An 11,596-nucleotide genomic window follows, 5' to 3' on the forward strand; every position below is an offset into this window, starting at 1 on the left:
AAACATTCCGGCCGGATGGTATGATCCGCCGCATGAACAAACCCGCTCCATCCCCCCGGTCCGCGCTCGACACCGCCATCGCCCGTGGACGCGACGCGCTCGTGCGTCTTCAGCAGCCCGACGGCAGCTGGTGTTTCGAACTCGAATCCGACGCGACGATCACCGCGGAATACATCCTGATGATGCATTTCATGGACAGGATCGACGACGTCCGCCAGCAGAAGATGGCGCGCTACCTGCGCGCGAACCAGCGGCTCGACACGCATGGCGGATGGGATCTGTACGTCGACGGCGCACCGGACGTGTCGTGCAGCGTGAAGGCGTATTTCGCGCTGAAGGCCGCCGGCGACAGCGAACACGCGCCGCACATGGCCCGCGCGCGCGACGCGATCCTGAAGCTCGGCGGCGCAGCGCGCTCGAACGTGTTCACGCGCATCCTGCTCGCGACGTTCGGCCAGGTGCCGTGGCGCGCGGCCCCGTTCATGCCGATCGAATTCGTGCTGTTCCCGAAGTGGGTGCCGATCTCGATGTACAAGGTCGCGTACTGGGCGCGTACGACGATGGTGCCGCTGCTCGTGCTGTGCTCGCTGAAGGCGCGCGCCCGCAATCCGCGCAACGTTTCGATCCGCGAGCTGTTCGTCACGCCGCCGGACCAGGAACGTCACTACTTCCCGCCCGCGCGCGGCATGCGCAAGCTGTTCCTCGCGCTCGACCGCACGGTCCGCCATCTCGAGCCGCTGATGCCGAAGCGCCTGCGCCGGCGCGCGATCCGCCACGCGGAGGCGTGGTGCGCGGAACGCATGAACGGCGAGGACGGGCTCGGCGGCATCTTCCCGCCGATCGTGTACAGCTACCAGATGATGGAAGTGCTCGGCTATCCGGACGATCATCCGCTGCGGCGCGATTGCGAAAACGCGCTGGAAAAGCTGCTGGTCGCGCGGCCGGACGGCAGCGTGTACTGCCAGCCGTGCCTGTCGCCGGTGTGGGACACCGCATGGAGCACGATGGCGCTCGAGCAGGCGCGCGGCGTGGCAGTGCCGGAAGGCGGCGAGCCGGCCGGCGCGCTGCGCGAACTCGACGAACGTATCGCGCGCGCGTACGACTGGCTGGCCGAGCGCCAGGTGAACGACCTGCGCGGCGACTGGATCGAGAACGCGCCGGCCGATACGGAGCCGGGCGGATGGGCATTCCAGTACGCGAACCCGTACTACCCCGACATCGACGACAGCGCGCTCGTCACCGCGATGCTCGATCGCCGCGGCCGCACGCATCGCAACGCGGACGGCACGAACCCGTATGCGCCGCGCGTCGCGCGCGCGCTCGACTGGATGCGCGGGCTGCAATCGCGCAACGGCGGCTTCGCGGCCTTCGACGCCGACTGCGACCGCATGTACCTGAACGCGATCCCGTTCGCCGATCACGGCGCGCTGCTCGATCCGCCGACCGAAGACGTGTCGGGCCGCGTGCTGCTGTGCTTCGGCGTGACGAAGCGCGCGGACGACCGCGCGGCGCTTGCGCGCTGCATCGACTACGTGAAGCGCACGCAGCAGCCCGACGGCAGCTGGTGGGGTCGCTGGGGCACGAACTACCTGTACGGCACGTGGAGCGTGCTGGCCGGCCTCGCGCTTGCCGGCGAGGACAAGTCGCAGCCGTACATCGCCCGCGCGCTCGACTGGCTGCGCACACGGCAGCACGCGGACGGCGGCTGGGGCGAGACGAACGACAGCTACATCGACCCGAAGCTCGCCGGCACCAATTCCGGCGAGAGCACGTCGAACTGCACCGCGTGGGCGCTGCTCGCGCAGATGGCGTTCGGCGACTGCGAATCCGATTCGGTGAAGCGCGGCATCGCGTATCTGCAGTCGGTGCAGCAGGACGACGGTTTCTGGTGGCACCGCTCGCACAATGCGCCGGGCTTTCCGCGCATCTTCTATCTGAAGTATCACGGCTATACCGCGTACTTCCCGCTGTGGGCGCTTGCGCGTTATCGGCGGCTCGCGGGCGCTGCGTCATCGCCGGGCTCGACCGTGCGCGGTACGATGGCAGTGGAAACAACCGACACGGCAGTCGCCTGAGCGACGCCGCGCCGGCGCGCTCCACTCCACCCAACTCGACGAAGCATGCCGATCATGATCGACGTTTCATCCATTACCGACGCACTCACCCCGAGCGGCGAGCCGACGCAGTACCACGTGTCGCCTGAGAAGCTGATTTCGGGCGATCCGCTGCAAACGCTCACGCCCGGCTTCGCGAGCCCGTGCGGCCGTTTCTCGACCGGCATCTGGGAAAGCACGCCGGGTTGCTGGCACGTCGCGTACACCGAAGCGGAATACTGCGAGATCCTGGAAGGCACGTCCGTGATCACCGACCTGGAGGGCAACAGAAAGACCCTGCGTGCCGGCCATCGTTTCGTGATTCCGCCGGGTTTTCGCGGCACGTGGGAAGTCGTCGAACGCACGCGCAAGATCTTCGTCGCGTACGACGAACAACCGCCCGAGTAAGCGGCGGCGCTTCGTCCGCCGCTGGAAGCATTACCGGCCGCCGCCGAGCGACTCGAGAATCCGGTATGCCGTCTTCACTCGATCCTCGATCGGGAAGCTGCGGTTCGCGAGCATCACGATCGCGATCCGCTTCGCGGGGACGAACGCGACATACGTGCTGAAGCCGTTGGTCGAGCCCGTCTTGTTGATCCATGTGTCCGGGTTCGGCGCGAGCGGCGGCTTGATCGCGCTGGCCGGCGTCGCATCGAACAGCATCTTCGGCGCGTTGCCGTCGAGCAGCGTCGACAGCGCGACCGGATACGGATACTGCTCCCAGATCAGGTCCTGCGTCAGCGGCCCTGCACGGAAATAGCCGGTGTGCGTGCGCTCGATCGCGCGCTGCAGCCGCGGCGCCGTTTCGATCAGCCCCATGTTCGCCTGCACGAAACGCAGCAGGTCGGCCGCCGTGGTCCGGACGCCGTACGCCGGCTGCCACAGCATGCCGCCCGTCATCCGGATCGGCTTGCCGTCCTGCGTATAGCCCTGCGCATAATCGGCCGTGCGCGCATCGGGCACGTTGATATACGTGTGCGTCATCCCGAGCGCGGGAAAGAGCCGCTGCTCCATCAGCACCGAGAAATCGCGGTTCATCGCCTTCGCGGTGAGCCACCCGAGCATCCCGATCGCGACGTTCGAATACGTACGGCGCGTGCCCGGCGCATACGCAGGCCGCCACGCGTCGAGATAGCGGATCAGGCCGGCATCGTCGCGGATGCTGTCGGGCACCTGCAGCGGCATGCCGCCCGGCGTGTGCGTACCGAGCTCGAGCAACGTCACGCCGCCGAACGGCTTGCCCTGCATTGCGGGCAGGTACTTGGCCGCAGGGTCCGACAGCGACAGCTCGCCGCCTTCTTGCGCGTCGGACGCGAGCGTCGCGGTCAGCGTCTTGCTGACGGAGCCGATCTCGAACAGCGTGTCGCCGGTGACGGGCTTGCCGGTTTGCGTCGACATCACGCCGTAGTCGAACACGTAGGGCTTGCCGTCGGCGACGATGCCGATCGCCATGCCGGGAATGGCGTACTGCTTCATCAGCGGCGCGACGTGGCGGGTCACGGTTGCGTGGATGTCGTTCTGCGTGAATGCGGCCGCGCGGCCGGCCATGGCGGTGGCGCACGCGGCGACGAACAGGGTCGCGGCGAAGCGTGTCGCGTCGAATCGCATGGTTGCGGTTCCTTTGATATCGGATGGTTGCATGAACAACGGATTCGGCCGCGCCGCGCGGAAATCGCGGTGGCCGGCCAGTCGAAGCAGGACTATCCATTACCGGCCGGCCGCGCACAATCGACGATATGTTGCGCGAGCCTAAAGAAAAACTTATGAAACGCACGAAGCGCCGGATCGCCCCGCTGCAACCCCGAATCGCTCGACGGTTTGCCGGAAAAACCTGTCGGCTTTAACGGCATTCAATCCGGCAGCCGAATGGCGCTGCATCGAAAATCGATGAAAAAGAGATAAGTCTTGTCAGATCGGCAAACGCCGGCGCGCCGCGTGATTGATTCGTCCGCGCGGATCGCAGTAAACTCGCGGCAGCAAAAAATAAAATTCGTCCTGAGAGAAACCATGAATCGCCATTCCTCGATCGCCCGCTCCCGCGTCATTGGCCGCCGCGCGGTCGCGTGATTTTCACGCGTCGACCGACCAGCATCGGGCACCCGCAATACCGCCGCGTATCGCGCCCGCATGCCCTCCAGCACGCAAGCCAAAAACCTCCAGGGTCCCGCCCGCGGACGCCCTGCCTGACCGGAGAGTGACCCCGTGACCGAAACCGTCGCCGCGTCCGCCTATCGGCCGCGCGATGTCGTCAACGCGCCCGACATCAAGGCGGCCATCGCGCGCCGCAGCGCCGAACGCGGCGATCCGGCCGACATCCGCGCGTGGCTCGGCAATCATTTTTTCCGCTGGGTCGTCGGCGCGTTCGAGCAGGCGCGGCCGCTCGATTCGCTCGCCGATTACCGCGCGCTCGCCGGTGCCGACCGGCCGGCGCCCGACTGGCTCGTGCGCCGGTTCCGCACGCAACCGGCATCCGGCTGCGTCAACGGCGCGGCGGTCGAGCCGAAGCCGCTCTACTTCATCGATCCCGAGCACATGCTGCTGATCGACCGCGAGCGCGTGCTGGTCGAATTCCTGCGCTCACGCGCCGGCACGCGGCTCGCGCAGAAACTGCAGCGCATCACGTGCGCGATGGCGCTCGACATGCGGGAGCGCGAACACCAGCGGATGCAGGCGCGCCGCGACAAGGGCTGGGTGCCGAGCAGCGGCCTCGCGCTACGCGAGGTGCTGCGCACGCCGAACGGGATCGTCTTCGAATTCGCCGGCGATCATGCGGCGCTGCGCGAGGAGCTGGCTTACGAGTCGTACTACATGCAGCACTGTCTCGGCCAGTTCGCGGATCGCCGCCGGCTGCGCGGCGGGTACGGCGAGCAGTATGCGCAAGCCGCGCAGGACGGCCGGCTGCGCCTGTTCACGCTGCGCGGCGCGGGCAACCAGCCGCACGTGACGATCAGCCTGTCGGTGACCGGCGACGGCCTGCGCATCGACCAGATCAAGGGCAAGCAGAACCGCCATCCGGTGCGCCGCTATGCGGACGACGTGCGCCAGTTCCTGCGCACGCTCGCGCCGCGCGGCGAGCGCCATCCCGATTGCGAGGGCATGGGCCTCGTGTTCGAGCCGGACACGCCGGGCGCGGCCACCGGCGAATGGACCTTCGTCACCGACGTGCGCTCGCCCGACCATCTGCTGAGCGTGATGAGCGAGAACTTCCACCTGATCGAGCATTTCGCGCAGCCGCCGGCCGTGCTGCAATGGCTGCTGCTACGCAACGCGCCGTACGCGCTCGGCCAGCTTCGGCAAATCGACCCGGCCGTCGCGGCGGCCGCGCGCCACGCGTTGCCGGGCGATGCGCTGCCGGCCGCGCGCGAACCTGATGCACCTCGGGCAGCGGCAGCCTTCTCGATCGAGGGCATTCCGATCGATCCCGCGCTGTGCGCGGCGTTCGCGCTGCCCTCAACAGCGGCCGGGAGCCCGTCATGCTGAAACTGCTGATCGGCGCGGCCGTGCTGTGGCTCGTGTGGTACGTGTGGCGTTCGTTGCGGATCGCCGCGCGGATGGTGCGCGAAGTCGACGCCGACCAGGCCGCGGGCACCGACCGCGCGGTGCCGGTCCGGCAGACCGCCGCGGTTTCGCTCGCCCTCACGCTCGCCGACCAGGCGCCGCCGAATCGCCGCCGCTGGTCGCTCGCACTTGCCGACATCCTGCTGATCCGCAACGGGCTGCGCTGCGATTGCGACGACCTCGTGTACGCGCTGCCCGACACACAGCGCGAACAGCTCGCCCGCCAGTTGCGGCGCGAACTCGACCTGCCGGCCGACCTGCCCGAGTGGCAGATCATGCAGCGCGTTGCGCCGATCCTCGCGGGCTGGATACGCGGTGTCGGCCGCTCGCACGAAGGCTTCTACGAACAGCTTGCGGCCGTCGGGCGCGTGCGCGACGCGCTGGCGTTCGATTGCGCGCGCACCGCGTTTCTCGTGCGCTGCATCGCGCTGCTCGGCTGGGCGTCCGAACAGCAGGCGTGGGTCGTGCTGCTGCTCAATGCGCAGCGCGCGCAGGACAGCTTCGACAGCTGGGAAGACTTCGGGCTCGCGTATGCGCGGGCGCGCCAGCACTGGTTGCGCGGCAGCGGCCAGGACGGCCCCGCGTCGTCGCGCGCCACGCAGGAAGTGCGCGAGCACCTGCGCAATCCGTCCGGAAACTGGCTTTCGCTGCCGTGGAAGCGCTACCGCATCTTCGATCCCCAACCCGTTTCGTCATGACCGCCGACACCGACATGTCCTCTGCTCCCGCCGACCTGATTCCGCCCGCGAAGTCCCGATGGTTCATCTGCGACGTCGACGCGCTGCTGCGCGCGGGCGATTTTGCCGCGCTCGACACGCAGCTCGACGCCGCGCTCGCCGCCAGCTTCGCCGACCGCACGGCCGAGGCGCTGTACGTCGACGCGCTGCCGGCCGACGTGCAGCCGTGCATCGAAGCCGGCGCCGAAGGCCTCGCGCGCCTGCGCGCCTGGCAGGCCGCGAACCCGCAATCCGCGCACGCGTGGCTATGCGAGGCGCATTACTGGCACCACTGGGCGTACGAGTACCGCGGCTCCGGCTGGGCCGAGACGGTGACGGAAACCGGCTGGATCTGCGCGCATGCGTGCGCAACGCTGACGATCGTCGCCGCGCTGCGCGCGCTCGTGCTCGCGCCGACGATGTGGAGCGCGCCGAAGGTGATCTTCACGAGCGTGTCGTCGTTCGACGAACCCGAGTGGCTCACGCAGCTGGTGCAACAGCGGCGCTGGCCCGTGACCGAGCTGCACCTGAACGTCGGCGCCCACGACGAGGCCACTCGCGCCGAACTGCAGGGCATGCTCGCGCGTTCGGGGCTGAACCCCGGCGCACCCGTCGCCTGTCCGGCGGAATTTCCGGAAGCGCTGCCCGGCCCCGTCCAGGGCAAGAAGCTGCGCAAGGGCAAGTGGTACTGGATGGAAGCGACGCTGCACATTCACCCGCACCAGTTTTTCCCGATGCGTACGTTCATCTGGTACATGCAGCCGCGCTGGGGCGGCTCGCACGACCACGTCCGCGCGTTCGTCGATTCGGACGCGTGCGCGCACCTCGACGCGGTCGAGAAGGACCGGCTGCGCCACGAGATCTGGCGCGACGACCATATCGGCAATACGCTCGATTCGAATGACGACGACGACGATGCACGCCGCGCGATGGCCGCGACGCTCGCGCGGGCCAAGGCCGCGCTGCATCCGTATCACCGCTGGGAAACGCTGCACTGGCTCGCGCACAGTCATTTCATGCGCAGCGAATACGAGCAGGCTTACGCGCGCCTGCGGGAAGCCGAGCACGATCAGCCGATCGACGACAACCACGCGATGGCAATGGGCGTACGGCTGGCGCTCGACCTCGATCCGCAGGGCACCTGGCTGACCGGCGCGATCGAGCGCGCATCGGATGCGCGCGCATGCACGTCGGCGATGATCCTGCGCGGCTACGCCCATCGCACCGGCACGTTCGGCTTCGCGCAGGACGACGCACGCGGCGATGCGTGGCTCGAAGCCGCGCGTGTGAACGAGCCGGGCTCGCTCGCATGGAACCAGCTCGCGTCGGCGATGCGCGACGAAGGCCGTCGGCCCGCCGACGCCGTCGCGCTGTGCGAACTCGGCTATGAAGCGGGCGGCGATTCGTGCGGCTACCTGCTCGGCTGCTTCTACGAAGACGGCATGCACGTCACGCAGGATCTGTATCGCGCCGCCCATTACTTCCGCGAGTCGGTCGACGACGGCGGCAACATGGCCGCGTACAAGCTCGCGTTTGCGTACTATCACATCGCGGGCGCCAGCAAGGACGAAGCCGAACGCACGCGCATGCAGGTCGAAGCCGTCGAGGCCGCGCGCGTGGCGCATGAGATGGGGCATACCGAGGGCCTCGAGACGATGCTGATGTTCATCGCCGACGTCGACGATCTCCCGTCGCGCCATCGTTACGTCGACGAACTGCGCCGCCATGCGGAAGGCGGCCATCCGGCGGCGATGGCCGCGTTGTCGTCGATCCTGGCCGACAGCCGCGACAAATCGCTCTACAACTATCGCGAAAGCGTGCGCTGGATCATGGGCGCCCAGGCGATCGCTCCGGACGACGAATACGTGCGCAACATCACGCGCCTGCGTCACGAGGACGGCATGCTCGGCAAGCTGCTGTACAAGCTGCACCGCAAGCAGATCAAGGCGCACGAGATTCCCGGCAACGACAACGCGATGGTCTGAGCACGGGCGACCAACGCGCGCACCCATCGACGGCGCGCGCGGGCCGCACGAGCGGTCAGCCCGGCAGCCGGTCGAGGAAGGCCAGCATCGCCGCGTTGAATCGCGCGGGCCGCTGCAGCGGCGCGAAGTGGCTCACGCCGGGCAGGATCGTCAGCGTCGCGCCCGGGATCGTGCGCGCCAGATACGCCGCATGCTCGGGCCGGATGAATTCGTCGTGCTCGCCCTGTACGATCGTCACCGGCACCGCGATCGCCGCGAGATCCTGTGCGCTGTAATTCGGTTGCGTGCGCATCATTTCGCTGACGGCCGAAACGAATGCATCGAACTGGTCCGGCGTTGCGGACAGTTGCGCGTAGTCCTTCCGGTGGCGCGCGAAGCAGCGGTCGATCAGCGGGCTCGGCACTATCTCCTTCGTGCCGCCCGGGTCCATGTTGCACGCGAAGAAGAACACGCCGGCCGCGCGCTCCGGCGCACGGGCCGCCAGCACGAGCGCGGTGCATGCGCCGTCGCTCCAGCCGACGAAGCGTGCGCGGTCGACGTGCAGCGCGTCCAGGACCGCAAGCACGTCCGACGCCATGCGTTCATAGGAATACGGTTGATCGTCGCGCGTGCTGCGGCCGTGGCCGCGGCTGTCGATCAGGATCGCGCGGTAGCCGGCCGCGAGCAGCGCCGGCACCTGGTTGCCCCAGTTGCCGCCGTGGCCGAGGCCGCCGTGCAGCAGCACGACGGGCGGGCCGTGGCCGAACGACGCGTGCCAGATGCGCGCGCCGTCGTGTTCCAGCCATCCTTGCGCATCGGCCGCCGGCAGCGGCGTGCCGCCGTGCGCGTCGAAGCGGACGAGTTCGTCGTCGTCGAGTTCCGCATGCATCGTTCTGCCGTCCTTTCGAGGGAGACGAGCTTGCGATTGTAATGCGTGCGGCCGACGCGGCATTGACGGCGCGCGCAGCCGGAAACCGTCAGGCCTGCGTCGACACCAGCCCGCCCGCCGACGAGCCGCCCGACTTCTCGATCGCCGCCGCGAGCTGCGAGATCGCCGTCGCCAATGCCGCCGAGATCGCGCTGGCCTCCGCGCTCAGCGACTGCTGTTCGACCGCCGCGGCCGGGTCGTCCTTCGCGCGCTGGGCGGCGCTCGCCATTTGCCGCTCGAGCGTCGCGAGCTGCTTCTGCAGCCGTTCGATCAGCGCCTTCAACTGGCTGACTGCCGGGCTTTCCGACGACGCGCCCGATGCGCCGAGCGTTTCGCCGGTGCCGCCGGTCGAACTCTTCGCGCCGGTGGTACTCGTCGTGCCGGTGGTACCCGCGGTATCCGTTGCGCCGTCGGCGGATGATGTCGTGGCCGATGCGCCCGGCGGGTTTGCTGTAACGCTGCCGTCCGCCAGTGGGGATCGCGCGGTCGTGGAAAAATCGATCTGCATCGTGTCGGTCCGTGTGTCGGTAAACAAATCGTGACGGGGTGGCATGAAATGCCTTCCGACTCGTTTACGTCATTCGTCACACGAAACTTGAGTATCGGGGTCGGACGGATTCCGCGGATTCCGCGGTAGATCGCGGCACTCAAGTCGCGAAAGGGCCAGATTGGCGGCGAAACGGCGCTGGTAAAATTGCCGTTTCGCCGGGCGGATCCGCGCGTCGACGGCCTGCGGGCACGGTCGCGCAACGCCGCCGGGTTCGACTCCCGCCCTTCCGGGCGTGGCACGTGAGCGTGCCGCGCCGCCGTCGCGGCTTCGCGGGTCACCCTCTCCGTCCGCCTTCGTGCACCGCTCGCCGGGCGGCGCCCACTTCATTACGCATTCGAGGAACAGACGATGGCCCGCATCGGCGCCTTCTGCATCACGACGTGGCTTGCTGCCGCGATTCTCTACTTCGGCCAGCATTCCGTTGCGATGATCGCGCTCAGCGGTGTCGTCGTATTCGGCGGGTTCGATCTGCTGCGGCCGTAACGCGCATCGACGGGCGCCTGGAAAATCCGGGCGCCGCATGAATGCACGGAGGTGAACGAACCGGCGCCCCGCACGTTAGCGCGGCAACGTCCTCAACGAAGACGGCCCGCCGGTCAGCGCGATACGCTTGCCCGTATCGCGCAGCTTGCCGCCTTCCACCGCATAAAGCGCAAGCTGCCGTTCGACGTTGAACTGCACGATCACGTGCCGGTTGTCGGCGGTAAACACGATGCCCTGCGCGGCTTCGCCGCCGGGCAACTCGCTGGTCTGCACGGCCTGCCCGTCGCGGATCTCGAACAGCAGCACCTTGCCGAGCTTGCGGCGGCCCGGATTATCGGACGTCAGGTTCGAGCCGTCCATCGCCTGCACGGCGATCCATTTCCCGTTCGGCGAAATCGCGACGCCTTCCGGCAGCGACGGCACCGTCAGGTACTGGACCGTCCGGAACGGCACGCGCGACACGTCGATCAGCGCGACCGTATCGGCGTCGCCCGCGAGCGTGCCCGTATAGCCCGGCAGCCCCGCGAGCCCGACGTTGCTGACGACCGCCCAGCGGTTGTCGCTCGACACGTCGATCGTGTAAGGCGCGACGCCCGTGCTCAGGCGCGTGCCGCTGTCGGTCACCTTGCCGTCGTCGACGTTCAGCACCGCGACGCCCTGCTCGTCGCGCAGCGACACGAGCGCATGCTTGCCGTCGTGCGTGAAGCTGATCCCTGCGAGCCGCTTCTTGCCGATCTTCAGGTTGCCGTCGAGCGTCACGTGCGTGCCGTCGATGCGCAGGATCGATACGCTGCCGTCGACATTGGCGACAAGCGCGAGCCGCCCCGAACGGTCGATCGCGATCCCTTGCGGATGCGTGCCGAGCTCGATGCGCGTGATCGCGGGCGGTGCGGCGTCGAGATTCACGACCTGCAGGAACGTGTCGAACAGGAGTTGCTTCGCGGCCGCGTCGTAGCGCGTCGGCGCGCCGACGAGCGCGAGCTTCGCGTCGGGCGTGATCGCGACGGCCTGCGGCGGCCCCTGGATGCCGTTCTCGACGTCGACCTGCAATGCGACTTTCGGCGGGAACGTGCTGGCGTCGAGCAGTGTCAGCGTGTCGGCGGGCGGTGAGGCGAGGAAGGTGTCGCGGCCCTCGACGCGCTGGTACTTGCCGTCGTTGCCGGACACGATCCAGTCGGCGGCGTGCACGGCGACGCCCGTCGTGGCGAGGGTCAGCGCGGCGAGCAGGCGCGCGCCGCGCAGGCGGAAAGGATTCGAATGCATGGCGATCGATTCTCCGGATCGGTTGCGGACGCAATGGATTG

Annotated in this window: 11 protein-coding genes; 6 read left to right on the forward strand and 5 right to left on the reverse strand. The window is 68.2% G+C overall.

All coding sequences use genetic code 11. The features are described 5' to 3' along the window. Nucleotides 1-20 precede the first annotated feature (20 nt). Both shc and BT264_RS21090 read left to right on the forward strand, forming a co-directional pair. Nucleotides 21-2,075, forward strand: coding sequence for a squalene--hopene cyclase (shc, locus tag BT264_RS21085; RefSeq protein ID WP_072440469.1), 2,055 nt, complete (start codon nt 21-23; stop codon nt 2,073-2,075). A gap of 54 nt (nt 2,076-2,129) precedes the next feature. Next, nucleotides 2,130-2,501 carry a cupin domain-containing protein gene (locus BT264_RS21090; RefSeq protein WP_239483149.1) on the forward strand — a complete coding sequence of 124 codons (372 nt, stop codon included), beginning with the start codon at nt 2,130-2,132 and terminating at the stop codon, nt 2,499-2,501. Between the two features lie 30 nt (nt 2,502-2,531). On the opposite strand, the gene ampC is transcribed toward BT264_RS21090, so the two are convergent. Beyond that, a complete protein-coding gene (ampC, locus tag BT264_RS21095; protein ID WP_072440466.1) occupies nt 2,532-3,701 on the reverse strand; it encodes a class C beta-lactamase in 1,170 nt (389 codons plus the stop codon). 242 nt (nt 3,702-3,943) lie between these two features. Then, nucleotides 3,944-4,243 (reverse strand): hypothetical protein, encoded by a 300-nt coding sequence (locus tag BT264_RS21100; RefSeq protein WP_218173352.1) that lies wholly within the window; start codon nt 4,241-4,243, stop codon nt 3,944-3,946. A gap of 52 nt (nt 4,244-4,295) precedes the next feature. Between BT264_RS21100 and BT264_RS21105 the strand changes: the two genes are divergently transcribed. Genes BT264_RS21105 through BT264_RS21115 form a run of 3 tightly spaced genes read left to right on the forward strand, consistent with a single transcriptional unit; the run spans nt 4,296 to nt 8,352 of the window. Beyond that, nucleotides 4,296-5,573 carry a hypothetical protein gene (locus tag BT264_RS21105; protein ID WP_072440462.1) on the forward strand — a complete coding sequence of 426 codons (1,278 nt, stop codon included), beginning with the start codon at nt 4,296-4,298 and terminating at the stop codon, nt 5,571-5,573. Next, nucleotides 5,567-6,349 (forward strand): DUF1266 domain-containing protein, encoded by a 783-nt coding sequence (locus BT264_RS21110; RefSeq protein WP_072440460.1) that lies wholly within the window; start codon nt 5,567-5,569, stop codon nt 6,347-6,349. The genes BT264_RS21105 and BT264_RS21110 overlap by 7 nt, the downstream gene beginning before the upstream one ends. 14 nt (nt 6,350-6,363) lie before the next feature. After that, a complete protein-coding gene (locus tag BT264_RS21115; protein ID WP_256260687.1) occupies nt 6,364-8,352 on the forward strand; it encodes a DUF4034 domain-containing protein in 1,989 nt (662 codons plus the stop codon). 55 nt (nt 8,353-8,407) lie between these two features. Here the strand turns inward: BT264_RS21115 and BT264_RS21120 are convergent, their stop codons facing one another. Beyond that, nucleotides 8,408-9,220 (reverse strand): alpha/beta fold hydrolase, encoded by an 813-nt coding sequence (locus BT264_RS21120; protein ID WP_072440456.1) that lies wholly within the window; start codon nt 9,218-9,220, stop codon nt 8,408-8,410. 88 nt (nt 9,221-9,308) lie between these two features. After that, nucleotides 9,309-9,767 carry a hypothetical protein gene (locus BT264_RS21125; protein ID WP_072440652.1) on the reverse strand — a complete coding sequence of 153 codons (459 nt, stop codon included), beginning with the start codon at nt 9,765-9,767 and terminating at the stop codon, nt 9,309-9,311. A gap of 390 nt (nt 9,768-10,157) precedes the next feature. On the opposite strand from BT264_RS21125, the gene BT264_RS40070 reads away from it, so the two are divergent. After that, a complete protein-coding gene (locus BT264_RS40070; RefSeq protein ID WP_006405345.1) occupies nt 10,158-10,292 on the forward strand; it encodes a hypothetical protein in 135 nt (44 codons plus the stop codon). A 75-nt stretch (nt 10,293-10,367) separates the two neighbouring features. Here BT264_RS40070 and BT264_RS21130 read toward each other — a convergent pair whose 3' ends face one another. Continuing rightward, entirely contained in the window at nt 10,368-11,555 is a 1,188-nt protein-coding gene (locus BT264_RS21130) for a YncE family protein (protein WP_072440454.1), read from the reverse strand. Nucleotides 11,556-11,596: the final 41 nt, after the last annotated feature.

The organism is Burkholderia sp. NFPP32 (genome assembly GCF_900119325.1).
Classification (GTDB): domain Bacteria; phylum Pseudomonadota; class Gammaproteobacteria; order Burkholderiales; family Burkholderiaceae; genus Burkholderia; species Burkholderia pyrrocinia_C.